The 24,421-nt window shown below is 51.7% G+C and carries 19 protein-coding genes; 16 read left to right on the plus strand and 3 right to left on the minus strand.

Going from position 1 to position 24,421, the window contains the following annotated elements; genetic code table 11:
• Window positions 1-93: 93 nt before the first annotated feature.
• Genes folP through PG728_RS06440 form a run of 4 tightly spaced genes read left to right on the plus strand, consistent with a single transcriptional unit; the run spans window position 94 to window position 4,344 of the window.
• Complete coding sequence (folP, locus tag PG728_RS06425) at window positions 94-978, plus strand: dihydropteroate synthase (protein ID WP_072510356.1); 885 nt, start codon at window positions 94-96, stop codon at window positions 976-978.
• Window positions 969-3,215, plus strand: coding sequence for a 2-amino-4-hydroxy-6-hydroxymethyldihydropteridine diphosphokinase (gene folK / locus PG728_RS06430; RefSeq protein WP_270626496.1), 2,247 nt, complete (start codon window positions 969-971; stop codon window positions 3,213-3,215). Before folP ends, folK begins: the two co-directional genes overlap by 10 nt.
• Window positions 3,216-3,221: 6 nt before the next feature.
• Window positions 3,222-3,716: a DUF3180 family protein gene (locus PG728_RS06435; protein ID WP_072510354.1), complete on the plus strand. Its 495-nt coding sequence runs from the start codon at window positions 3,222-3,224 to the stop codon at window positions 3,714-3,716.
• Between the two features lie 22 nt (window positions 3,717-3,738).
• Window positions 3,739-4,344: a hypothetical protein gene (locus tag PG728_RS06440; protein WP_270626498.1), complete on the plus strand. Its 606-nt coding sequence runs from the start codon at window positions 3,739-3,741 to the stop codon at window positions 4,342-4,344.
• Here the strand turns inward: PG728_RS06440 and radA are convergent.
• Window positions 4,331-5,731 carry a DNA repair protein RadA gene (radA, locus tag PG728_RS06445; protein ID WP_270626500.1) on the minus strand — a complete coding sequence of 467 codons (1,401 nt, stop codon included), beginning with the start codon at window positions 5,729-5,731 and terminating at the stop codon, window positions 4,331-4,333. The genes PG728_RS06440 and radA overlap by 14 nt on opposite strands.
• Window positions 5,732-5,831: 100 nt before the next feature.
• Between radA and PG728_RS06450 the strand changes: the two genes are divergently transcribed.
• The gene (locus tag PG728_RS06450) at window positions 5,832-6,500 is read left to right on the plus strand and encodes a potassium channel family protein (protein ID WP_270626501.1); all 669 of its coding nucleotides are present in this window, start codon (window positions 5,832-5,834) and stop codon (window positions 6,498-6,500) included.
• 158 nt (window positions 6,501-6,658) lie between these two features.
• Here the strand turns inward: PG728_RS06450 and PG728_RS06455 are convergent, their stop codons facing one another.
• Window positions 6,659-8,035: a TrkH family potassium uptake protein gene (locus PG728_RS06455; RefSeq protein ID WP_072510350.1), complete on the minus strand. Its 1,377-nt coding sequence runs from the start codon at window positions 8,033-8,035 to the stop codon at window positions 6,659-6,661.
• Between the two features lie 359 nt (window positions 8,036-8,394).
• Here PG728_RS06455 and PG728_RS06460 point away from each other — a divergent pair, with 359 nt between their 5' ends.
• The 7 genes from PG728_RS06460 (at window position 8,395) to PG728_RS06490 (ending at window position 16,864) form a co-directional block, all read left to right on the plus strand.
• Complete coding sequence (locus PG728_RS06460; protein WP_072510349.1) at window positions 8,395-8,610, plus strand: helix-turn-helix domain-containing protein; 216 nt, start codon at window positions 8,395-8,397, stop codon at window positions 8,608-8,610.
• A 91-nt stretch (window positions 8,611-8,701) separates the two neighbouring features.
• Complete coding sequence (locus tag PG728_RS06465; protein ID WP_005504750.1) at window positions 8,702-8,800, plus strand: 30S ribosomal protein bS22; 99 nt, start codon at window positions 8,702-8,704, stop codon at window positions 8,798-8,800.
• A gap of 305 nt (window positions 8,801-9,105) precedes the next feature.
• A complete protein-coding gene (locus tag PG728_RS06470) occupies window positions 9,106-10,434 on the plus strand; it encodes a Fic family protein (protein ID WP_270626504.1) in 1,329 nt (442 codons plus the stop codon).
• Window positions 10,435-10,672: 238 nt separating this feature from the next.
• Window positions 10,673-13,675, plus strand: a complete 3,003-nt coding sequence (locus tag PG728_RS06475) for an FAD-binding and (Fe-S)-binding domain-containing protein (RefSeq protein WP_270626505.1) — start codon at window positions 10,673-10,675, stop codon at window positions 13,673-13,675.
• Window positions 13,676-13,766: 91 nt separating this feature from the next.
• Window positions 13,767-14,996: a hypothetical protein gene (locus tag PG728_RS06480; protein ID WP_270626507.1), complete on the plus strand. Its 1,230-nt coding sequence runs from the start codon at window positions 13,767-13,769 to the stop codon at window positions 14,994-14,996.
• Window positions 14,997-15,005: 9 nt separating this feature from the next.
• Entirely contained in the window at window positions 15,006-16,157 is a 1,152-nt protein-coding gene (locus tag PG728_RS06485; RefSeq protein ID WP_072510346.1) for an alpha/beta hydrolase, read from the plus strand.
• An 86-nt stretch (window positions 16,158-16,243) separates the two neighbouring features.
• Window positions 16,244-16,864: a hypothetical protein gene (locus PG728_RS06490; protein WP_270626509.1), complete on the plus strand. Its 621-nt coding sequence runs from the start codon at window positions 16,244-16,246 to the stop codon at window positions 16,862-16,864.
• A gap of 231 nt (window positions 16,865-17,095) precedes the next feature.
• Here the strand turns inward: PG728_RS06490 and PG728_RS06495 are convergent, their stop codons facing one another.
• Window positions 17,096-18,598, minus strand: coding sequence for a cation:dicarboxylate symporter family transporter (locus PG728_RS06495; protein WP_270626511.1), 1,503 nt, complete (start codon window positions 18,596-18,598; stop codon window positions 17,096-17,098).
• An 801-nt stretch (window positions 18,599-19,399) separates the two neighbouring features.
• Between PG728_RS06495 and rplJ the strand changes: the two genes are divergently transcribed.
• From rplJ to PG728_RS06515, 4 genes are all read left to right on the plus strand, one after another.
• A complete protein-coding gene (rplJ, locus tag PG728_RS06500; protein ID WP_270626512.1) occupies window positions 19,400-19,921 on the plus strand; it encodes a 50S ribosomal protein L10 in 522 nt (173 codons plus the stop codon).
• Window positions 19,922-19,985: 64 nt separating this feature from the next.
• On the plus strand, window positions 19,986-20,375 hold the full coding sequence (rplL, locus tag PG728_RS06505) for a 50S ribosomal protein L7/L12 (RefSeq protein WP_072510341.1): 390 nt from the start codon (window positions 19,986-19,988) through the stop codon (window positions 20,373-20,375).
• Between the two features lie 133 nt (window positions 20,376-20,508).
• Window positions 20,509-22,290: an ABC transporter ATP-binding protein gene (locus tag PG728_RS06510; protein ID WP_270626514.1), complete on the plus strand. Its 1,782-nt coding sequence runs from the start codon at window positions 20,509-20,511 to the stop codon at window positions 22,288-22,290.
• Entirely contained in the window at window positions 22,287-24,182 is a 1,896-nt protein-coding gene (locus tag PG728_RS06515; RefSeq protein WP_270626515.1) for an ABC transporter ATP-binding protein, read from the plus strand. Before PG728_RS06510 ends, PG728_RS06515 begins: the two co-directional genes overlap by 4 nt.
• Window positions 24,183-24,421 lie beyond the last annotated feature (239 nt).

Genomic DNA, 24,421 nt, shown 5'->3' on the forward strand with positions numbered 1-24,421 from the left:
CCCAGAGGACGCTCTCGGCTTAAAGAACCAGAAAAATCAGTTTCGACCTCCTAGTAAACACCAAGGGGCTTTAATCACGGGTAGGCTAGAACTATGCAGATTCTGGAGATTCCTGACCTCTTTACGCCCGGGCGCACCAAAGTCATGGGGGTTATCAACGTAACTCCAGATTCCTTTTCCGATGGTGGACAATGGTACGACCCTGATAAAGCAATCGCTCATGCCCTGGAGCTAGAAGCACAGGGGGCAGATATTCTCGACATAGGAGGGGAATCCGCCCGTCCGGGGGCTAAAGCGATTAGTGCCAGCGAAGAGCAAGACCGGGTTCTGCCGGTGATTCGCGGGTATCGGCAACAATCCTCTCACCCGCTACCTATTTCTCTAGACACTGTAAATGCCTCCACTGCCCAGGCGGGAATAGCGCTCGGGGTGCAAATAATCAATGATGTTTCGGGCGGGGTGAAGGATTCGCAGATGCTGGAAGTAGTGGCACAAAATAATGCCTACTATATTTGTCAGCATATGCGCGGTAACCCCAAAACTATGGATAGCCTGTGTGATTACGGAGGAGACGTTACCGGCAGGGTTTGTCAGGGTTTGACCAAGCGTGCTCACGCCTGCCAAGAGGCTGGGGTTAATATGCGCCGTCTCATTCTTGATCCGGGGCTGGGCTTTGCCAAAACTGCCAAACAGTCCTGGGAGCTGCTGGGAAATATCGATAGATTGCATCATCTAGGCTATCCGCTGCTTATCGGGGCTTCAAGGAAACGATTCTTAGACTTGGCGATACCTAAGATTTGTGACAGCCAGATTCCTGCCGGGGTGCAAGACGGAGCACTAAAACGCGAAGCAGCAACCACGGCAGTAAGTGCCCTGTGTGCAGCTAAAGGAATTTGGGCAGTGCGAGTACATAATGTTGCGGCTTCAGCCAGTGCGGTCGCAGCCGGCCAACTGTGGAGGGAAGTAAAATGTTGCTAAAACCCGACGAAATCACTGAACGTCTCCAGTATTTCGACCACATCAGCCTGGTCGGTATTAAGGAACGCGGTCTACACGGCGTGCTTGACCATGAGCGCCAGGATGGGCAACTTTTCTCAGTTGATGCTGATATTTACTTGGATATGCAGCCGGCAGGACGCAGCGACCACTTGGCAGATACGGTTGATTACTCGCAGGTCAGTGGCATTATTAGCCGTAACATTAGCGGTGAGCCCCAAGATTTACTAGAAAAAGTGGCTGCCCAAATCGCCGAGGAAACCCTAGCGCTTCCCAATGTGCAGGCAGTTCGGATTTGTGTGCATAAACCAGACGCACCGCTGGGGGTAGAAAAAGAAGATGTCTCGGTAACCATCTGGCGAGGTTTAGATAACTTTAAACCCTATCTGCCGGAAGAGGTCGAAGATTCTCAGCCTGACACCGAGCTGCTAGACCTTAAAGAGATTTCCGCTGCCGCGCCCTCGCCAAATCAAGAAGATATTATCCCGTTCGACCAGAATAACTCCGATACGTCAAATACCGATGGTACGCAGGAAGAAAATGACTCCGCCGAGCAGCCATCTAAGCAGGAAGATAGGACTGGTGGGGGGCTAGATAGCCCCTTGGAACAGGTGCCTTCCTCGCCCCGGCAAGCAGTAATTGCCCTGGGGGGAAATATCGGAAATGTTTCCGACACTTTCCGGCAAGTAATATCGCAGCTATCGGCTGCGAGCGGGGTTGGGATTGTTGAAGTTTCACCGCTGGTGCGAACCAGTGCGGTACTCGCTGCTGGACAGGAAGAGCAGCCCGATTACCTAAATGCGGTAATAATTGTTTCAACCATGCTCTCACCTCTGGGTTTATTAGATTTATTGCAGGGTATCGAGGACGAGCATGGGCGGAAACGGACCGAGCGTTGGGCAGCGCGCACCCTTGATCTAGATATTATTGATTATCAAGGCGTGACCAGTGATGATGAACGTTTAGAGCTGCCGCATCCTCGTGCCGCCAAACGCGCCTTCGTGTTATTGCCCTGGTCGCTAATTGCTCCTACCGCCCAGCTTGCGGGCGCGGGAGAAGTGGTGGTTCTTGCTGACTATGCCGCTGATCGTGACGGCGTTAAAGAGATTTACCCCAACTGGTTGGGCAGTGAGCATCCTCAAACAGAAGCAGGTTCCGGGGCGCTTCCCTTACCTCGCTGGTCAGCGCTTACTCGTCCTCCAGCAGCCCCCAGAGTTTTAGATGATGCGCGCGAGCTGCACCCCAGTGCAGAAATCCCGCAACTGGATTCGGAGGATGCTGCTGATTCGGATAAGGACGCGGTAACCTCCTCGCCGCTTCCCCCCATCCCCGCGGTTAGTAACGATTCATCGGCACTGCCCACTCCGGTCTCTTCGGAGCCGCTGCCGCGCCTAAATACTGAAATTCCCCAGCAACCAGTGATATTAGATGAGGGAATACCGGCAAAGAACGCTCCACAAGCCGATATTGCGGATATCAGTGCGGGGGAAGATTCTGTTTCTAAAGCACCCAATCCTCCTGATAACTGGGATAATTCCTCTCCAGTACAAGAAGTAAAGAAAAAGAGTATTTGGCAGCGGATAAAAGCGTTTTTTATTGGAGAAAAAACCGGCAGTGAACAGTATTTGAATGAGCTGCCACCAGCAGATGAAAGCAGCCTATCGCAGGATGCTGCGCAGCCGATATGGCAATCTGTTTCTCCCAGTTCCGCGCCTTGCCAGTTCTCAGGCGATGAACAGCTATCTTCAGTCCCAAATATCACTAAACCAGCAGAATGTCCGGAGGATTTGGAGGAAAACTCCTGGGAAAATGCCGTTCCTGCGCCTTTAATGGAAGAGGAGTGCAGATTAGAAAATCCTGCTGAAAGTGCTGTTCAGGGCGGTGATAGTCAGCCTAAGACTGTCGAAGATCAAAACCGGGAAGCCGGTAGCGATACCGAACAGGTTGAGGAAGAAGCAGAATACGGCAGTGGTCGTCACGCCGGCAGACTGGTGACCGGTCCGATTCCCACATTGGAGAATCCGCCCCGCCCTGACAGTCTAGAAATTACAGAACAGGATTTATCTCGCGCTGATGATAGCGACCCGCACGATACTCCTACAGTAGAGCGACGTTCGATTTTACGTCCTACCACTACCGGAGCAATTCCGATAGTGAAACCGGAAAACGATTCTACTGATCAACCTACCGAGTTTCTTGACCCGGCAGATAGGGGATAGGCTCCTATGAAACCGCTTAGCAGACTATCCCTACTGTTTCTAGGAGCGATTGCGCTAATAGTCGGCTATTTTCTCAGTGATTTAGCGCTGAAAATGGGGGGAACTCCTTTACAGTTCAGCCCAGTTTTAACGGTTATTGTGTTTTGTGGCGCGATTGTTTTGGGGATTTTTGGACAGTCAGTTAAACGTTTACGAGAGGGAAAATCTTCTTGGATTCAGTTGGCAAAAGCACCCTTGGTGGCGTTGGTTGCCCAAGCATCTGCGGTTTGGGCCTCCCTGTTTTTAGGCTATCTGCTGTCTCAACTGATTTTGGTGTTCCAGATACGTCATACCGAAATTGCGGGTTCTTTTGCCGCCCAGGTTATTGCGTTGGCATTGGCTAATGCTTTGCTGTTAATAGTCGCGTTACTTGTGGAATCCTGGTGCATGATTGATGATAGCGACGAGGGAAAGCCGGGTGGAAATAGCGCTCCGGGTGGTGCCAATCCGGTTTCTGCCTAAGCACGTGCGGTAACCTGGTGGCATGAATTTAGACCGTCGCCAGCGCCGTAATACTAATGGGCGCCCCTCGCAAGCAACATTTTGGGTGCGCCGGGTAGTCGCCCTTTTAATCCTGGCAATATTAGTTGCCTTAGTGGTTTTCGTTGTTCGTTTTGCCTGGGCATGGATGCAGGCGGCGGATGATACTCAGCAGCGTGCCCAAGCGGAGCAAACGACGAAAGAGCTGGTAACCCAACCTACTACTTGCGATATGAATAACATTGCATATAAGTTACAGCCAGAAAAAGCAGAGAATCAGGTTGGCTCCCCAGTCAATTTCAAGATAGTTTTACGTAACACTAAAGGCGATCAACCCTGCACCATGAATGGAGCTTCAGACAAGGTGGGGGTAAAAATTGTTACCGGTCAAGATACGGTTTGGCAATCTTGGAAATGCCAAGGTAGCGCGCAGGAACAGCCATTGTTGCTGGGAACTGCCGTGGAATATAACAGTACTTTAACTTGGGATGGCAAAGTCAGGAATGGCTGCGATAAGGGCGATTTAGCGCAAGCGGGAACCTATCAGGCGATTCCCGTCCTTAACGATAAAGAAATAACCGAAGCTAAAGCAGTCTTTACCTTGAAGTAGTTCCCTCCGCTGGGAGGGCGGTCATAACTGCTTCTGCCAGGTTGGTTACCGGATGTAGGGTCATTCCCTTGGGTGCGGAAACTTCCTCGGCTCCTATGCGAGGTATTAGGGCATGGCTAAAACCTAGCCGCGCTGCCTCGGATAATCTCCTCCCGCACCCTACTGTGGCGCGGATTTCCCCTGTCAGGGACACTTCTCCGATAGCCACCATTTTCTCTAGGGGAGGACGCGACTGGGCGGCGCTGGTAATCGCTAACGCCACCGCCAAATCAACTGCCGGTTCACTGGTTTTTGCTCCCCCTACGGTAGAAACATACACATCACAGTTGGATAGTGCCAGGCGTAAGCGAGACTGTAATACCGCGAGGGTCATTGCTACTCGCGAGTATTCTAGTCCCGAGGTGGTACGCCGAGCCGACCCTCCCGAGACTAGCGGGGAAACCAGGGCTTGAATCTCGGTAGGCATAGGGCGTCGCCCTTCTAAAGTCACGGTCACGCAAGTACCAGGTACCCGTGAGGAGGTTTGTGAAAGAAATAGTCCCGAAGGGTCTTCTAACCCAATAATTCCTCGTTCAACCAGTTCAAAACAGCCAACTTCATCGGTGGCGCCATAGCGATTCTTTACCGCTCGCAGTAGTCGTAAACGGGTGTGGCGATCGCCTTCAAATTGGGTTACGACATCAACTAAATGTTCGAGGACGCGCGGCCCGGCGATTCCACCGGATTTGGTTACGTGTCCTACCAGCAGAATCGGGATTCCGCGACTCTTTGCTACCTCTATTAGCGCTTGACAGACGGCGCGCACCTGAGTGACATTCCCGGCTTGCCCGCTGACCTGGGCAGAAGCAATTGTTTGTACCGAATCTACGATTACTAGGGCAGGAGAACATTGATCAATATGCCCTAAAACGTTTTCTAGTTCTGTTTCCGCAGCTAACAGTAGATTGTCAGCGAGAGCATCAATCCGCTGGGCTCGCAGACGGACTTGGGCTGCCGATTCTTCCCCGGTTATATATAGAACTGATTTGTTTTTCCAAAAAGAGCCAACTTTTCCAGCTACATCTAGCAACAGGGTTGATTTACCAACCCCCGGTTCACCTGCTAGTAACACCACGGATCCTGCCACCAGACCGCCGCCCAGCACCCGGTCAAGTTCCCCAATTCCGGTGGGGATAAATCTAGCGTCAGCAATATCAACTTCACGGATTGGAAGGGCTTTAGTGAGAGGTGTTTTGCCTGCAATTTTACCGGGTTGGGTGTTGGCAGTTTCTAAGGGTACGGTTTCTTCTAAAGTTCCCCAAGCCTTACAGTTGCGGCATTGTCCCAACCATTTGCTGGATTGCCAGCCACATTCGGAGCATTGATAGCTAGTTTTTACCTTGGCCATGCTTTAACTCTAGCGCGGGTGTCCTAACAACGGTTGTTGCGCGGTAGGCTGGAAGCATATGGCGTAACTATCTACGTCTGGGAACATAAGGAGGACGTATATGGCTAAGCGGGATTCCGGCACTTCTGGAGTGCTCGTTATTGGTCTGGGACGTTTCGGATCGGCAGTGGCGGCATCTTTAGACAGTCTGGATCGTGAGGTTTTAGCTGTAGAGAAGTCCCCGCGGATTGTTACCCAATGGCAGTCGCGACTTCCGGTAGTTCAAGCTGACGCTACCAGTGCGGAGGCGCTCGAACAATTGGGGGCGACTGATTTTCAAGCCGCAGTGGTGGGGGTAGGAACCGCCTTGGAAGCATCGGTGCTTATCACCGCTAATCTGGTGGATTTGGGGATTGCTTCGATTTGGGCGAAAGCCACTTCGCTAGAGCATGGCTCTATTTTGAAGCGGATTGGGGCTCACCATGTGGTTTATCCGGAATATGATGCCGGTGTGCGTACTGCTCACTTGGTGGGTGGCAAGATGCTGGACTATATCGAGATGGATCGTAAGGGCTTCTCGGTGGTGAAAATGCGTCCTCCTAAGGTTTGTCATGGTTTTACTTTGGAGGAGTTGGATTTGCGTTCGAAGTATGGGGTTACGGTGATTGGGGTACTGTCTGCGGGACAGCCATTTGAGTACGCCTCTCCGCAGTCTCGTATTGATGCCAATGACATTATTATTGTGTCCGGTGATGCTGAACTTTTGGAGCAGTTCGCGCAGATGCCTTAGCCTGCTTTTTGTCAGGATTTTGATTTAGGAATTTACGAGGACGAGACGAGGATTGTTCTTAGCGCCTACTTTCTCTTTGTGGCAGCTCTAACGGGTGTTGCTGTTTTAAGGTCAGTTTTCGCTAGATTTTTGGGTATTAACCTAGATTTTTGCCTGGATTATCCGATGATGGGGCGTTCTTCGGGCATTCTGATAACTCGGCGGCGCTCGCGCAGCGCGAGCGCCGCCGCGACCGTCATAGTACCAGTCCTACCAGCAAACATTAGGATTACTAGGGAATATTTTCCGATTATTGGTAAATCGGGGGTAATTCCGGTTGATAGTCCTACGGTGGCAAAGGCAGAGATTACTTCGAATCCGATTACGTCCATCGAGTAATCGGTTACTGACAGTAAGAAGAAGATTGCGGTCACAACGATTATTGCTCCCAGACCGGTAACTGCTACCGATAGGCGCACTACCGAGGGAGGGATGCGCCGATGGAATGCTTCCACATCCCGGTCGCCACGCGCCTCGGCAATTATTGCTAATATCATCACCGCCAGGGTTGATACTTTAATGCCACCGGCGGTAGAGGCCGATCCGCCACCGATAAACATCAACACATCTAATAGGAACCAGCTTCCTCTGGTCATTTGTCCCACGTCGATGGTGCTGATTCCGGAGGAACGAGAGTTTACGCCGAACAGGATGGAGGTTTGGAGAGAATCTCCGGTGCTCATAGCGGCGAATGTGCCCTGATTGTTCCATTCTGAGAACGCGATTACCACTGCGGTAACCACCCATACTGCCGTATAGGTAGTTATGGTTAGTTTCGAGTGCAAAGTTAAGCGATGGGGGGAACGCCAGTTCTCTTTTAGGTCTAGCATCACTGGAAAACCGAGGGCTCCCAGGAAAGTTCCGAGGATTATTGGGCTAACCATCCACCAGTCGCCAAGATGGGCTTGCATGCCTTCGGGGAGGTTGATAAATCCCGCATTGTTAAAGATTGATATTGATTGAAATAGGGCGTGCCAGATTGCTGAGGAAATGGACTCGTTTAGGGTTATAAACCGGGGAAGTAGAGCAATAAAAAGAATAAATTCACAGGTTAGAGAGGTTACTATCACGGTGCGGATAAGACCGCCAACTTTTCCGAGGGAGGCGGTTTTTTCGGTTGCTGCCAACATGCGTTGGGTGAGTCCAATATGGCGTGAGACCGCTAGCGCCAAGATAGATGCCAGGGTCATTACCCCCAGACCACCGATGTGAATTCCGAGGATAATTACTATTTGTCCAAATAGGGACCAGTACGAGGCCGTATTGACTACGGTCAGTCCGGTTACGCAAACCGCGGAGGTAGAGGTAAATATAGCGTCTACCAGGTTGGCGGGTTTTCCGGTCGTGGTGGCAATCGGTAAGGATAGCAACAAGGTCATTACCAGGATGATTGCACCGAAAAGTATTAGCACTAGGCGCGCGGGGGAGGTGCGGGCTAAGTGGTCTATTGATTGCTTAAATCTGGTGCGCTTGCTTTTGCGCTGTTGCTTTGCCATCACACCTCCTGTTTTTTAAGCGTATTTCTAGCAATCTATCCTGCCTTGATATTAGCGCGCAGTTGCTAGTTTCGGTTAGGAGGAGCGGTAATCGTTTCTACGGGGTTATTTGGGGGTAGGGAAAACTGTTGTTTCGTCCTCGAAAAAGTTTATTTATAGTAAATGTTTCTTCAAGACATTGTAGATAACTTAAAACGTTAGTGATTTTTTAGTAAGCATCCTGTGACAGTTGAGAAAAGTGGGCTTCATGGGGTATTTTTATAGATAGATGTCGAGCGCCCAGATTCTCTAGGTAAACGACTTAAAATTTGTAGACAGCCCCCAAACCGGCATGGATTAAAACTCAGGACGGAACAGTTATGGCACAGGAGCAAGCTCCACGCTTCGTGACAGTGGCAGAGGTCGCGGATTTGATGCGCGTGTCCAAAATGACGGTTTACCGCATGATTCACGCTGGCGATATTCCCGCAGTCAGGGTGGGTAAATCATTTAGAGTACCTACCGCTGCGGTAGATCAGATGATGGGGCAAGGTTTTGGCGATTGGGAACAGACCTCCGGCGTAGCCAATAGTTAGTATCCGCTCAGGTGTTGTATAGTAGGGCAAGAAAAATACTCTCTGGTTTTATCTGCGCCCTGGGCGCACCAAGAAGCAAAAGGAGGGCCTAGTGGGCTCGGTTATTAAGAAGCGCCGCAAGCGCATGTCAAAGAAAAAGCACCGTAAACTGTTGCGTAAAACTCGTCACCAACGTCGCAACAAGAAGTAACGGCGGTAATAGTAAAAAATGGATTCAGGTAAGCCTGAATCCATTTTTATTTCTCGCCCCTGCAGGTCTGCTCGGGTGATAATACCCAATGAGCATTAGCCCCTCTTGGTATCTAATAGCGCCGCTAGTCCTTACGCTCTAACGCACTGTTGGTGACCAGTATTCTGCGTCCTCTTTGATAGGGCATAATTCTGGCTGACACTTCGGGACGGAGTCTACCTGGATAGATACTCTAAGTGTCAGGCTTGTCGCCCTTAAGTGTCAGAAATAATTATTTCTGACACTTCATTTGTTAGGGTGGAGATATGAAAACTCCCGCGATGCCTCCTGACTATATTGAGGAGTTTGCCAGTGCCACAAAAACCCTCGGCGGTAATCTTGCTGCAGCCTTGGGGAAAAGCTCTCTTGAGCCCTATGACCCTTGGGATAAGTTTCGCCACCAAACCCCTCCCTTTGATTTAAATATTTCTCAATGGTGGGGGATTGTTCGGTTGCAGCGGGAAAATAATGCAATCCCTATTGCCCTCAGGCAGCAGTCGGGAAGGCCCTTCCGTTATTGCCTTCCCGCTTTTATTTCTCGAGAATGTTACTTCTTGGGTCAAAAGTTATCTAGTTTGGACACGAGCGTATCTTCGTATCAGCGTCACAAGTTCATTTACAACGGATTGACCGATGAAGCCATTTATTCTGCCCAGTTAGAAGGGGCATCTACCTCGCGGCGGGTTGCCCGGCAGCTGTTGGAACAAAACCGTGAGCCTAAAGATATCAGCGAAAGAATGATAGTTAATAACTATTTGGCGATGGAGAATTTGCAGGACTTGCTGGATCGTGAGGCTACTCCCGATTTTATTAAAGACCTACACCGTACCGTTACGGAGGGGACTTTAGAGATAGCAAGCGATGCGGGCACGGTACAGTCTGATCAGAATGACCGGGTAAAGATATTTGGAGACTCGAATCAGATTATTTATGTTCCGCCGCTGGCAAGCGAGTTACCTGCCCGAATACAGGAGCTGTGCGACTTCATAAATAATCCTGAGCCGTGGATGCACCCGCTGTTGAAAGCGATGGTTGTACATTTCATGATGGGGTATGATCACTATTTCGCTGATGGCAACGGGAGAACTGCACGATCCCTGTTTTATTGGATGTTGCTGAAAGCAGGTTTTCCGGCAGCCAGATTTTTGGTGGTTTCCTCATTACTAAAGCAAGCGCCTGCTCAGTATGCGCGGGCTTTTTTGAATGTAGAATATGACGACGGAGATCTTACGTATTTTTTTATTTATCAGCTAAAAATCCTTTGCAGAGCTGTGGAGCATCTGGAGAAATACCTAGCGGATGATCGCCGTCAGGCGGCAGAGCTTAAAGAAGGGTTGAAAGATCGCGCCGACTTGAATAATCGGCAAATCGATATTTTGTTGGAATCTCGGGGGGAGCCAGAAATGCTGTGGACGGCGCAGATGGTGGCGGAGCGATTCCGGGTGTCTCGTCCTAGCGGGCATGGTGACTTAAGTGGTCTGGAAGAGATGGGGTTTTTACGCAGAGGACGCAAAGGTCGCTGGGTTGTTTGGCGGGTAGTACCGGGGTGGGAAAAATGGCTCAGTTCGGGTTCCGGAGATGACCCTGACAGTTAGAAGGGCGGTATTACCTGGTAAAATACTCTAAGTGTCAGGCTTGTCGCCCGGAAGTGTCAGAAATTATTATTTCTGACACTTCATTTACTTTGTTTACGTGACAGTTATTCGCTCATGGTTCAACAAATCTGCTAGCTGTTGAAAAACGCACTGCGCCAGGGGTCTGGGAATGAAACACGCTTTAGGGGGTAAGCCGGAAACCGATAGGATTAGGCACAGAAGTGACGAAAGGCGAATCATGGGTATCAAAGCAGGTGACTACCATAGATTTCGCTCTATCTTGCGCGAAAAATTTCGCGGAGAACTCCTAGATTCCCGCGCTGACCGTGCCGTCTATGCCACGGATTCCTCAAACTATCGGATTCCTCCCAAACTTATTGCCTGCCCATTAGATCAAGACGATCTGCGGATACTGCTGCAGGCTGCTCGGGAATGCCGGGTAGCAGTGACGGCGCGGGGAGCAGGTACCTCGTGTGCCGGAAATGCGATTGGCCCGGGAGTAGTAATCGACTACTCGCGCCACTTGAATCGAATCATAAAAATTAATCCCGAAAAGCGTTATGCCATCGTAGAACCAGGGGTAGTCCAATCCCAGTTACAGCAGGCGGCCGCGGAATACGGCTTACGATTTGGACCCGATCCGTCTACCTCTTCTCGCTGCACCATCGGCGGCATGATTGGTAACAATGCTTGCGGGCCGCACGCCACCGCCTATGGGCGCACCTCCGATAACGTTTTAGAGTTGCGGTTAATCGATGGGTTAGGGCGCGAGATTATCGCCGGGCAGACCCCGCAAAATGCCGGGTTAGCTCCCCTGCAAGATTCGTCCTCGCAAAGCGAAGAAATCAAACAAATTCCCGGCTTAAAATCCCTGGTAGAAGCTAATCTAGCTACTATCCGTACCGAGTTTGGACGCTTTGGGCGGCAAGTATCTGGTTATTCCCTGGAACACCTGCTACCAGAAAATGGCTGTGCCCTCGCCCCTTTCCTGACTGGAACCGAGGGTACTTTGGGGGTTCTCACTCAGGCAACCGTGCGCCTCGTACCGCTTCCCAAAGCTCCCGTGCTGGTAGCGTTAGGTTTCCCCGATATGATTGCCGCTGCCGCCGCCGTACCTAAAATCCTGCCCTTAAAACCCCTGGCAGTGGAGGGTATGGATGCTCGGCTAGTGGAAGTAGTGCGCAAACATAAAGGCTCGGGCGCAGTCCCAGATTTGCCCCAAGGTAGCGGCTGGCTACTGTGCGAGGTCGGCGGAGAAGGTCTAGATGAGGACGCGACTATGCGACGGGCGCGCGAACTCGCAGCGGCCTCCGGGGCGAGCGGGAATGCAGTCATGATTTATCCTCCCGGCACCGATGCGGCTGCTCTCTGGCGGATTCGCGCAGATGGAGCGGGACTGGGAGGACGAACTCCTAAAGGTGACCAGGCCTGGCCAGGTTGGGAGGACGCGGCAGTACCACCTGAAAATTTGGCCGCCTATTTGCAGGATTTTCAAAAGCTGCTAGGAAAGTTCGGGTTGGATGGGCTGCTCTATGGGCATTTTGGGGACGGATGCGTACATGTACGGCTCAATATGCCCCTGGGAAGTGCCGCGGGACTAGGTAAATCGCGAGATTTCTTATTTGCCGCCGCGCAGCTAGTCGGAAAATACGGTGGTTCTATTTCCGGGGAACACGGGGACGGTCGGGCGCGTTCTGAGCTGCTGCCCGAGATGTATTCCCCCGAAGCCGTAGGTTTATTTTCGCAGGTGAAAGCCTTATTTGATCCTGAGAATCTGATGAACCCTGGGGTATTGACCGGCCCAGCAGGTCCGGATGGGGTGGCAGAAAACGTACGGCGTACCCAGGCACACGCCCTGAAAGCAAACCCGGAAGGTTTTGCTTTTTCCGAGGACGCCGGCAGCCTTACCGACGCTTTCCATCGATGCACCGGGGTGGGAAAATGCCGCGCCGATAACAGCGCGGCTGGCGGATTCATGTGTCCTTCTTTCCAAGCAAGCCAGCGGGAACAGGACGCTACTCGCGCCCGGGCGCGTATCCTGCAAGAAGCCACCAATGGGGGACTAATTCACGGATTGTCAGACCCCGAAATCTGGCAGGTGCTGGATTTATGTCTTGCGTGTAAGGCTTGTTCTGCGGATTGTCCTGCCGGGGTAGATATGGCAAAGTGGCGAAGCGAAACCTTATTCCGGCGCTACCAGGGACGGCCGCGTCCGCTTTCCCATTATGCCTTGGGATGGTTGCCGCGTTGGCTGCGGCTGATGGCAAAGATTCCGGGAGCGGCGCAACTGGCTAATTTGGCTACCAAGATTCGCCCGCTAACCCAGGTGGCGCTAAAGCTGCTTCACCTGGATACTTCTCGTGCTTTGCCACGATTTGCTACTCGTTCTTTAGAAAAACAGTATCCTAAGCGTCAAATAGGGGCAGGGAAAAAACGGCTTCCCATGTCAGCAAAAATGCGCACTACCTCGTCTTCAACCTCTAAACCTGTGGTGATTTGGGCAGATTCATTTTCGCGGGGACTAGACCAACGCGGAGTCAAAGCCGCAGTTAGACTGCTCAGTGAGGCAGGCTGGCAGGTGTTTTTGGCGCCCCCAGATGCTTGCTGCGGGCTGACCTGGATTACCACCGGGCAACTTAAAGGGGCACGCAGACACCTCGAAAGACTTCTTGAACGTTTGGGGCCGCTTGCCGCTAATGGAATCCCGATTGTGGGAATTGAGCCCTCATGTACCGCGGTGCTACGAGATGACCTCTTAGAACTCCTCCCAGCTGACCCACGCGCCCTAATGGTTAGGGAAGCTACCTTTACTCTTGCGGAATTCATAACCACTAACTGTCCCGACCTGCGCTTACCTGACCTCACCGGGGTGAAAGTAGTCGCTCAACCGCACTGTCACCACTATTCAGTAATGGGCTGGGAAGCCGATCGCGCCCTAATCGAGAAAACTGGCGCGAATCTGGTGGAACTGCAAGGTTGCTGCGGCATGGCCGGAAATTTCGGAATGGAAGCTGCCCATCACCAGATGTCGTTGGCGGTAGCCGAGCACGCCCTCCTACCCCAGTTAAAAGCCAACCCGGACGCTGTCTTCTTGGCGGACGGCTTTTCTTGCCGCACCCAAGCAGAAACTTTAGCTGGTCACGGCGGTGTTCACCTGGCGCAGCTACTATCAGCTCCCAGCGCCACCGCTCTAAAGAACGCTACAAAACGCGCCGGCACGTCCTCAGAAAATAAATCTTAGAGTCAGTCTCGGCGCGGAAACGAGTGTCTCAGCGGATATCCGTGACACAATGGAGTAAACATCCTTAAGAAAAGCAGGGAGCGGTGAATCGATGGCACTTTTTGAACTGGAATCTGGTCGCCTAATACCGGCACAGTTTGGCACGCCGGTAGGGCATGGATTAGAGATGGATGTGCTGGAATCTATCCGCTCGCAGGTGCTAGAGGTAATTGATCGTCCTTTGTTTCCGGTTGCATGGGCAGGAAACGATGGTCAATCTGGAACTGGTCCGCATTCATTGACCGCGCTAGATGCCTCTGGTCAGGTTGTTTCGGTAGAAGTGCTCTCTCGACTAGACCCGGTGAGTTTGGTAGCGGCGATTTCTCGTCTCGGGCAGGTATCCGGGCAAGGATGGATGGATTTAGCCAGTCAATATCCCGGGGGAGTGCAAGCTTTCCAAACCGGCTGGGCAGAGTTCCGCGAAGCCATGCCCCCCACCACGCAACCAGGTCCTCGGTTAATCCTGGTGGTAGGAGAAATAGATGAGGCTTGCTATTCGGCGCTCGGGGTGTTGCGCAGTTCCGGTCTGGAAATCCATCAGGTTTCTTCGCGACAAATGTCCAATGGGAGACGCTTTTTAGAGGTCGCGCAGCTCACCCCCAGCAATATCAGCTACGCGCATCCCCAGATTGGGGGACATCGTGCCCCAGCTCCGCAGATTTCTTGGCATATTGATGACAATGCTGCTTGCGCTGAAGACCCAGAGATTACCCTGGTTCCGCCTGCCCCGCCGGTTCCTCCAACTGTTTCCGAGGACGAGAGTGATACTGAGGTAACTTCAGATGCGGATAATGGGCAGGGGATATCAGAGTCTACAGAGTTAGATACCCCGGAAAACCGGGTTGCTGCTGCTGAAGAGCGCCCCGGTGAAGAAGATGCTCCTGGTGGAGACGATAATGCCCAAGGTTTAGAGAGTCACGAAGTACAGGCACAATCAAACGAGCCGGTCAGCGAGATAAAGCTGCTGCAAAAAGATGCCGAAGGCTTGCAATCTATTTCTTCACTGGTGGGACAAGACGCAGTGCTGCTGTGGTCAGATAATCGCGGACGGATTTGCGAAGCTCTCCTGAAGGAAGAGGGCGTTATTGACCCTGGGGACGGGCAGCTCACCGATCAGGTTCAGACAGCATTTGAAAAGGTCGGAGGGGATAGCTCCCTAGACGGCTGGGAGGTCTTTCGAATTGGGAATCTGCAAGGTCCGTCCTTGGCGGAAGCTATCGCCGAGGTTAATACCGAAATTGAACGCAATTCTGCTCCACACCAGAGAAAACATGGTCATTAAAGGGAAAAGATGAAAAATAATGGTTTAGCTGTCGCAGGTTTGCCTACGCAGCCACCAGCAGCGCCAGCGCCGCTAGGGAAATGGGTATCAGATATCCTCGGTAAAGGTTTTCAAGCACGCACTTTAGAGCTTCCTCGCGATGAAGAGGGCGAATTGTGCGCTACCGTAGTCAGGAATCTGCCCGCCGAGGATCCTTGGATGATTACCGGAACTCCCACTACCCCCACTTTTATTTGTCTTTTTTTGCACGGTTGGAATGATTATTTCTTCCAGCGGGAACTGGCGCGCCATATTTCCCTGGCAGGGGGAGCATTTTACGCAATTGACCTGTGTAAATACGGGCGTTCGCTGCGGAAATGGCAGACCTTTGGCTGGACGGATGATCTTGTTTCTTACGACCTAGATATTTATGCGGCTTTAGAAGTAATACGGGAAGACCATCCAGATTTACCTCTAGTTATGGCTGGTCATTCAACCGGGGGGCTTACTGCTGCCTATTGGGTGAACCGACACCGGGATCAAGTGGCAGGACTGCTGCTTGATTCCCCCTGGATTGAAATGGCGGGGGGAACTTCCCAGCGTTTCGGGGCGCGCGCCCTCGCAGAATTGTTTTCCCGGCGGGCAGCCAAGAAAGAGGTTCCACTGCAGTCAGCTGACTCCGCTTACGTAGATTCTTTGATGGGTTGGGATAAAAAAATCGACGGAACTTTGCCTAAGCGACTTGAGCCTTTCCGTAGAGACCCCGCAGTGGCCGGTTGGCCGCTGATTCGACAGTGGAAAGGCAGTGCCGATGCGCTAGTGCGTTTTGGCTGGGTACGGGCGATTACTGTTGCTCAAAAGCGACTTTTATCGGGTGAACCTACGGATGTGCCTACCTATTTCTTGACTTCTACCGCTTCTTCTAGTGGGAAACGTAAACGGGAAATGATGTTTACTGATTCGGTGCTAAACGTGCAAACCATGTGCGCGAATGCCTGGCGGCTATCCCGTCGCGTGACCATGGAACGTTACCCCGGAAAACACGATCTATTCTTATCTTTTCCGGATGTGCGTCAAGAGGTGTGGTTCGGCATTCATCGTTGGCTTGCCGAAGCCTTGCCGGGGCAAGCTCGTCCTATAAGTGAAATCGGCGAGACCGCAGCCCGTGCCATCTGCCCCTAGGGCTAGTTAGCCAGTATTATGTTTACTCATTTCTGTTATTTCGGTATATTGTCGGGTTCCATTCAGGAAAAAGTTAGGAGGATATAGTGATTAAATCAGTGTTTGCAAAGCTAAAACAGAACTACCAGGAACAATCGACTGTAAAACGCGCTTTGTGGAGCGGAACATTTAATGCTTTGAGCACTTTTTCCTGGTATGCGTTGCCTGACTACCTACCTTCCCGCAAGTCTCGCAGTGGCATAAAAGTATTGTTGCTAGCCGGGGAAATAGCTGGGGGATGGATTATGGGCGTTATCCCCTCGCTGCAAATTAACCCTAAAGATGCAGATAAAAAGGGTTGCGCGGGGAGTCGGTGTGCTTGCGAATGTCACCGGGATGCCGCGGCGGGCAACACTGAAAATAGTCGGCCGGGGGAATTTTCAGAGGAGAAAAATCCCGGCGAATGTTGCGACCCGGATAATATTACGGAAGGTGAAGAGGAAGATACGGTCATCACCATCCCGACAGCAGTCGCCTTTACTTTTGGTGTCTTCCTGCTTTCGTTAGTGACCCTCGGGGAAAAACTTATTTTTTCGAGGGGAGAAAAAAGGCGCCGGGCAGGTCACCGTTATGCGCACACCAAGCAAGCAATGTGGTTAGCAATCTTTACGGGAATATTGAGCGCGATTACTGAAGCTATCCCAGATCCAGAAGACGAGCTGGCATAGGATTTCCGACGGTAATCCGGTAAATGTTATTGGATTCACCTGGATTTATATCCCTCTATGAGTGTTTTTAAATAATAAGCTCTCAGCTAGGCAGTTAAGTTGGAAACTCCAAAAGAGTCTCCCCTCGAGAGCCTAGCTGAGAGCTTTACCGGGGATTCACCGCCCAAGGAGGGATCCCAATCTGAGCGAGCCTAAGCGTTGCTCTAGGGGTCGGCGGTGAAGCCGTTCTTTTTATTTATTGGCAGTGGCTTGCTCTTGGGAAGCCAACTTTTCGATTGCAGCCACATCTGGCTGTGGAGTGTGTGGCAGGTTGGTATTGATTTGTACCGAGGGGTTCTTTAGGTCAATATCCGTGTCATCTACCTGGGGGCTGTAGGGGAGTTTTCCATTTAATACGTCGTAAACCCGCTGGCGGTCAATGGTTTTGGTCCAGGTGGCAACCAGTAGGGTAGCAACTGCGTTCCCGGTGAAGTTGGTGAGGGCGCGTGCCTCTGACATGAAGCGGTCAATACCTACGATTACTCCAACCCCATCCAGTAGTTCGGGACGGTGTGACTGTAGACCGGCCGCCAAAGTAGCGATACCTGCCCCAGACACCCCAGCTGCGCCCTTAGAGGCAATCATCATGAATACCAGTAAACCGATTTGTTCTGCCATTCCCATCGGTTTATTCATGGCGTCGGAAATAAAAATAGCCGACATAGTCAGGTAGATAGCGGTTCCGTCCAGGTTAAACGAGTAGCCGGTGGGTACTACGATACCCACGGTTGCTTTTTGAACCCCGAGATGCTCCATTTTCCGCATCAGGTTTGGTAGCGCGGATTCGGAGGAGGAAGTCGCTACAATCAGCAAGTATTCTTTCGCTAGGTATTTCATGAGTTTGAAAATATTGAAACGCCCAAATATTCCTAATACCGAGCCGAGGACGACGCAAATAAACAGAATACAGGTTATATAGAATGCCACCATCAGCAATAACATCTGTCCTACTGCTTTAGCGCCGGTAGAACCGACAACCCCTGCCATAGCGCCGAATGCGCCGATGGGAGCTAGCCACAGAACCATGTAGAGCACTTTGAAAACCAATTTTTGGATGGCTTCAACTGCGCGCAGAATTCCGTCTCCCGTTTTGCCGAGGCTCTGTACCGCGAACCCAACTAGCAGGGCGATAAACAGGGTTTGGAGGACGGAACCAGCGGTGAGCGAGGAGAAGAAAGTATCGGGAATGATTGATTGAATAAATCCAATAATCCCGTCGCCCTTTTGCTTAGCTCCAGAGGTGAACTGGCTAGCAGCTCCTTTGGTGGCTTCAATGTTGAGGTCGTGTCCCGGCTCTATCAGGTTTCCCACCCCTAGACCGATGGCTAAGGCAAAGGTAGACATGGCAATAAAGTAGGCGAGTGCGATTCCGCCGGCTTTCCCTACCGAGGCTGCGGCTCGTACTGAGCCGATTCCGAGGACGATGGTGCAAAAGATTACGGGGACAATCATCATGGTGATGAGTCGGACGAAGGTGGTACCTACGACCTTGAATTCCTTGGCTATATCGGGGGCAGTTATCCCGAAAATAATCCCGGCTACCACTGCGATTATTACGCCGATATAAAGCCAGTGAGTGTTGTCTTTCTTTGGCTTTTTGCTTTCTGGAACGTAGGGTCTGCTGGCGGTTAGCTCGGTAACCGGCAGGCTAGATTCCCCGGTTACTTCGTCTTTGTTCTTTTTGTGTTTGAGCATAGACATGGAGGAACTCCTGATGTTGGTGATTCTGTTTTATAGGAATCTGGGACTAAGTTACTAGGAGGAAAATAAATATTTATCTTCTCATCGAAGTGTAAAAGTAGGCTATAACCACTAAAGTCTTGATGCAAGAGTAAAACTTTGGTTTCCCCCATATTTTGTTTATAGGTCTTTTATCCTATATTGTAAAAGCAGGTTTGTGAGATAGCGCACATCTTGGTTTTTGGGTCTTAGCGCCTAAGTGTTCAAATGTTTTAGAGCTGTGTTGCAGACCGCTGTGTTAGAGAAAATCGCGGGATGGCTGGGGTGAGGATTTAACTCTCATGTAGCTCTCAACTTTAACTCTCATATAGTTGAGAGATGCATGAGAGTTGAGTTGAGAGCTTGCTAGATTGAGGATTGGAGGGAGAAGGGCACTCTAGTAGCGACTGTGGACAGATATGCTCTCTTGAACTAATCTGCTGCGCGTTATAATCTGCTGCGCGTTAAATAACCCACAAAAGCGCCCTATCCTGTTCTTCTGCCTTGACCTGCTGGGAAAATGGCTGCTAAATTGGCTACTGCCCAAGATCGCCGGTGCCCACACCAGTGGGTTTAAGTTCCAGATTGGAAGCCTGTGTAGGTTGAACGATGCGTAACGTATCGAAAATAGTTGCGTGTCCTCAGAAAAAGAGGACGTCCTTCCCCCCCCCCGGGGAAGATAGCAGCTAGGATTGGTACGTTTATTTTCGCCCCGTGCAATCTGCGCGGGGTTTTCTTGTTCTGGCCCCCGGCACGGATAAACGGAAGGAGGGTCAAATGGCGAAAGCTGATAAGCAAGGAATGATTGCCCAGCTGGAAGAAAAAATCAGCTCCGCATCGGCCCTGCTGCTCACCGAATACCGCGGTTTGACCGTGGCTCAGATGACCGAGCTACGCAAGAACCTGGCAGGAACGGCTACTTATTCCGTCACGAAGAACACGCTGGTGCGTATCGCTGCCAAGAACCAGGGAATTGACTGCCTGGACGAGGAACTGACCGGTCCGATTGCAATCGCATTCGTAACTGGAGAAGCCGTAGATGCAGCCAAAGCGCTACGTGACTTCGCTAAGAATAACGAGCAGTTGGTAATCAGGGGCGGTTTCCTAGATGGCAAGTTCTTGACTGCCGATGAAGTCAAGCAGCTAGCTGAACTGGACAACCGCGAAACCACGCTGGCCAAACTGGCTGGTGCGATGCAAGGCAAGCTGGTACAGGCTGCCTATATGTTCAAGGCGCCCGCCGTCAAAGCGGTACGCACCGTGGACGCCCTGCGCGAAAAGCAGGAAAAAGCGGCTTAATAAAGCCGTATAGATCGACAAGAAAAAATCTGCCTCGCGTGGGCAAAAAGAAAGGAATGCCAAAATGGCTAAGCTCAGCAAAGAAGAGCTAATTGATGCTTTCAAAGAAATGACTCTGTTGGAACTATCGGATTTCGTTAAAGAATTCGAAGAGGTATTCGACGTAGAGGCCGCAGCTCCCGCAGCTGTCGCTGTTGCTGCCCCCGGTGCTGCCGGTGGCGAAGAAGCAGCTGAAGAAAAGAGCGAATTCGACGTAGTGCTCGAAGCTGCTGGCGACAAGAAGATTGCTGTAATCAAGGCTCTGCGCGCCCTACAGCCCGGACTGGCTCTGAAAGAAGCCAAGGAAAAGGTTGATTCCGCTCCCACCACCATTCTGGAGGGCGCATCCAAGGAAGACGCCGAAAAAGCCAAAGCTGATTTGGAAGGCGCGGGTGCTACTATCACTCTGAAGTAAGGCTAGTTAGTCTTTTACTTTAAAAAGGCGGTGCGGGGAAATTCTTCCACGCACCGCCTTTTTTATAAAGAAGCTAATCTAAAAGAAGGGGTTAATATCGGGTTAATATCCAAAAGGAAGGGGCTGCTAGATAATGACCGTACTGCGGCACCTAGGTAAAAAAGAATGGCTGCTCAGCGCGCTGGCGATTATCACCATTATTTGCCAGGTTTTCTTAGATTTGCGCCTGATTGATTTCATGCAGACCATCACCGAAATGATTGTGAAACCAGGTGCTACCGTCAGCGGGGTGCTATCTGAAGGCGCAAAAATGCTCGGCTGCGCCGCCGGATCCATGGTAGTAGCCATAGTCACCGGTTATTGCATGGCCATGATCGGTGCCACCGTCGCCCGCAACTTACGGCAAGCAGTGTTTACCAAAGCGATATCCCTCCCCCAAGCAGACTTTGACCGTTTCGGCGCGCCCTCGCTAATTACCCGCTCCACTAACGATGTCACTCAGCTGCAAATGTTTGTGGTTATGGGGTGTCAAATGATGGTGAAAGCCCCCATCCTTGCCATTTGGGCAATCGTAAAAATCGCCGGGAAGAACCTGACTTGGACCGCCGCTACCGGGGTTGCGGCGTTGATACTGCTGGTCATGATTTTCATCATTTGGCGAATCGTGATGCCGCGGATGATGCGGATGCAGCGGATTACTGACGACCTGAACCGAGTAACGCGCGAACACATGGAGGGAGTGCGGGTTATCCGTGCCTACGGCTCCCAGGATTTCCACGAGCAGCGTTTTGAAGCCACCAACACCGAACTAACTAACACGCATCTGATGGTATCCGGAACTTTTTCCTTCATGATGCCGGTGATGAACACGGTGATATCCGGGCTTAACCTGGCGATTTATGTTCTGGGTGCTTTTATGATTTCCGCAGCTGCCGGCGTGGAAAAAATAACCCTATTTTCACAGATGATGGTATTTTCGGGGTACGCGACCCAAGCAATTGGCGGATTCTTGATGATGGCAATGGTATTCGTCTTCGCACCCAGAGCCATCGTTGCTAATCGCCGTATCCGGGAAGTACTAGATTGCGAACCTTCCCTAGTTGAGTCGGCCGCTACCGCCGATAAATCCACCCGCGTCCTCGAGAAAGAAACCCGCCCAGACCTACAGGAACCGGCGATTGAGTTTAGAGACGTTTCATTCCGCTATCCCGGAGCCGAAGATGACGCCCTCCATCAGATAAATCTAAAGATTGCACGCGGGCAAACCGTAGCCCTCATTGGAGCCACCGGCAGCGGGAAAACAACACTGGTAAACCTGATTCCCCGGGTTTATGATCCCCGGGAAGGACAGGTTTTGATTAACGGCAAGGATGTGCGGGAATTGCCTCTGCTAGAACTGCGTAACCAAATCGCATATTCACCCCAAAAAATCACGCTATTCACCGGCACTATCGCTTCCAATATTGCTTTTGGAAAAGGTTCGAAAAACATTACCCCCGCCGATATTGTTGAGGCTGGCGATATCGCTGCCTGTGATTTCGTTGCCGATAAAGAGGGCGAGTTCGCGGCGGAAGTAGCCGCAGGGGGCACTAACTTTTCCGGCGGGCAAAAACAACGGATTTCGATTGCCCGTACAGTGGCCAGAGACGCGCAAATCTTGATTTTCGATGATACTTTTAGCGCCCTCGACTATGCCACCGACCGGGAAGTTCGCGGGCAATTATCGGAGAAAGCAAGCGGGAAAACCCAGATTATTGTGGCGCAGCGGATAGCTACTGTGCGAGAAGCTGACCAGATTCTAGTAATCGATCACGGCAAAATCGTGGAGCAGGGAACGCATGAGTCACTAATGGCTTCCTCAAAGATTTATCGAGAAATTGCGCTGTCCCAACTCTCTGAGGAGGAGTTGGCATGAAAGACGTAGAAATGAACGAGTGGAGCCGGCGAGTCGAGTCGGCGCGGCGCGGCCTAGAACCAGTCGCAGAAAAAATGTCACCAGTACGCCCAAGCGGAGGCCACGGCGGGAACGTCTATGAGAAAGCCAAGAAAGGACAGTTCTCCCAATCGGTGCGCGGTCTTGCCCAGTTTTTAGGGCGCTACCGGGTAGCTATCCTATTCGCGCTAGTTTTGGCAATCGCCGGATCGCTTTTGACTACGGTCACGCCGATGTTCCTCGGGTTAATCACCGACGAGATTACCGCCGGATTGCGTAGCAGTATCGATATGGACAAAATCTTTACGCTGGCGCGGATGGCTACCCTCGTTCTTACCTTCGGGTTCTGTTTTAACGTGGGGCAATCGCTGATTATGGTCAAAGTTACCCAACGCACTGGGCAGCGGATGCGCTCCGCGATTGACCGAAAAATCGACCGTCTCCCGCTGTCTTTCTTCGACAAAACCAGTCACGGCGACACTATGAGCCGGGTAACCAACGATATCGACACCCTGGTGCAAACCCTGCATTCGGCAATCACCACTATCATTACCGGAGTAGTCACCCTGGTGGGGGCAGCAGGTATGATGCTCTACACCGAGTGGCGGATGGCGCTCGCCGGTATGGGGGTAACGCTTTTGGGGTTCGTCCTCAACGCGGTGATTATGGTGTTTTCCCAGCGGTTTTTTATTCGCCGGCAGTCCTACCTGGGGAGCCTAAACGGGCACATCGAAGAATCTCTATCCGGGCAGGGGATTATCAATATCTATAATGCGGGGTCCGCCACCAGTGCCGAGTTTAACCGCCGTAACCAGCGACTATTTAATGCGACTTGGCGCGCAGATTTCCTCTCCCAGTTAATGATGCCGATTATGGGATTTGTGGGAAACCTCGGTTACGTGGTGGTATGCGTACTGGGCGCAGTCTTGGTGGTGAAAGGCTATGTAACTATCGGAGTAATCGCCGCATTCATGCTCTATATCCGGATTTTCACCCAGCCGCTATCGAACCTAGCTTCTGCCACGGCCTCCTTCCAGTCAGCAGCCGCTGCCGGAGGGCGCGTTTTTGAAATCCTGGAAGAGGACGAGCTACCGGACGAATCCGAAAAACCGGCGCTGACAGGCCAAGTAACCCGGGGTGAGGTCGAGTTCCGAGATATCCGCTTCTCCTATGAAGCGGGCAAAGAAATCATTCACGGATTTTCGGCGCTGGTGCAGCCGGGACAAAACGTCGCGATAGTAGGGCCGACTGGAGCCGGCAAAACCACCCTGGTAAACCTGTTAATGCGCTTTTATGAACTGGACAGTGGGGAAATCCTCTTGGACGGAACCCCGCTTTCTGCAATGCGGCGCGAGGATGTGGATTCACAGTTCGCGATGGTGCTGCAAGACAGCTGGATGTTCCAAGGAACCTTGCGGGAGAACCTGGTTTATTCTCAGCAGGACGTATCCGAGGAACGCCTGGAGCAGGTGATTAGTACAGTAGGGCTCAGTGACTTGGTGGCGCAGCTTCCTCACGGCCTCGATACCGAAATCCGTGAAGATTCCGCCCTCTCAAGCGGACAACGCCAGCTGGTGACTATTGCTCGTGCCATGCTTGCTAATAAGCCCTTGCTGATTCTCGATGAGGCTACGTCCTCGGTCGATACCCGCACGGAGCAGCTGATTCAGCGAGCAGTGGCCAAAGCTACTGCGGGGCGCACCTCGTTCGTGATTGCCCATCGCCTGTCTACTATCCGTGACAGTGACGTGATATTCGTGATGGAGCAGGGCGATATTGTCGAGTTCGGTACCCATGAACAGTTACTAGCCGCCAAAGGCGCGTACGCCCGCCTCTACAACGCGCAGTTCACCAAAGGTGACATTGATGCCTAAACGTTCCGTTCTAGCGTTTAGGGGCTGGCTCGGCAAAAGCACTCCGGGGACCCCGTGACCTGCTTTGTAAAAGTTCAGAAAGAGGGCTTTAAACTATCCACCAAAAGGGTAACGTATCCGATTCTTTAAGTAATGTTTAGTAGCGTGTCCCTCTCGTATCTTTTGCCGGTCGCGCCCCTTTCTCCCCGTCTAGCCTGCTCGGATAAAACCTAACTCCCGCGCCCCTTCTGGTCCGACGC

It is taken from the genome of Varibaculum timonense, from assembly GCF_027694345.1.
Lineage (GTDB): Bacteria > Actinomycetota > Actinomycetes > Actinomycetales > Actinomycetaceae > Varibaculum > Varibaculum timonense_A.